The following is a 798-nucleotide window of genomic DNA, read 5'->3' as shown; positions in this document are numbered from 1 at the left end:
TTTTATTTTTTAGATTGTTTTTCAATCTGGAAATTATACTGACATTCAAGGTGATAAAGTTCATCTAAGAAATATCGGTAATCGCATTGCAAGCCAAGTTCTTCCAACTGGTGAAAAGATTTTTTAGTAAAACCTCTAGTCATTTTCCTCTTTCCTTTATTTAGTTTGAAAAAGCATTCAATCATTTTTTTTGAATGATAATGCTTTTGATTTTCTTCTAGTTTTCTTAACAAGAAATCTGGAAAAGGTACTATCGGACTAATAGGCATAAATCCTGGCCATTTAGAAACAGTAGGAGATTTTCCAATAATTAAATCATCTATTGAACAATTCTCTAAATATTTCACAAACTCTTCGTGAAAGTTTTTACTAAATGATTTTTTAGGTTCAGTAACTTCATCAATTTTTGATTTACTTGCCAAATTGCCTACATGCAATTCTGCTTTCTTTGGTTCTGCTGGGTGATTGTGAACCACCAATTTTTTAATTACTATTTTCATCGTTATTTAATAATTCGTTAAACAATTCGTTCATTTTTGTTTGATATTCTTGAAATTTCGTTTCGAACTCTTCTTTTGTAATTTCTTTTAGATCCTTATTATTTTCATAAAAGACATAATGAACGTCAATAAAATGATCAATAGAAACACTCCTTTCAGTTTTCCAAACAAGTACTCCCAAAGGCTCTTGTAAGTGATCTAATTCAACTACTTTAATTATACAGTTTTCATCAGCATAATATTTTCCGATTTCTGGTTTTATCATTTTATATAAAGTTTAATTGTTTACTATTTCGTA

The 798-nt window shown here is 28.1% G+C and carries 2 protein-coding genes; both read right to left on the bottom strand.

Annotation, left to right across the window (positions count from 1 at the left end):
• Positions 1–2 precede the first annotated feature (2 nt).
• Positions 3–500 carry a hypothetical protein gene (locus tag ACMHJW_RS14655; RefSeq protein WP_413534143.1) on the bottom strand — a complete coding sequence of 166 codons (498 nt, stop codon included), beginning with the start codon at positions 498–500 and terminating at the stop codon, positions 3–5.
• Positions 484–765, bottom strand: coding sequence for a hypothetical protein (locus tag ACMHJW_RS14650; protein ID WP_413534142.1), 282 nt, complete (start codon positions 763–765; stop codon positions 484–486). Before ACMHJW_RS14650 ends, ACMHJW_RS14655 begins: the two co-directional genes overlap by 17 nt.
• Positions 766–798 lie beyond the last annotated feature (33 nt).

The sequence above is a fragment of the Empedobacter brevis genome (assembly GCF_965118635.1).
GTDB classification, from domain to species: Bacteria; Bacteroidota; Bacteroidia; order Flavobacteriales; family Weeksellaceae; genus Empedobacter; species Empedobacter brevis_A.
The sequence above is the reverse complement of the archived record's forward strand: the minus strand, read 5'-3'. Positions and strand labels throughout refer to the sequence as shown.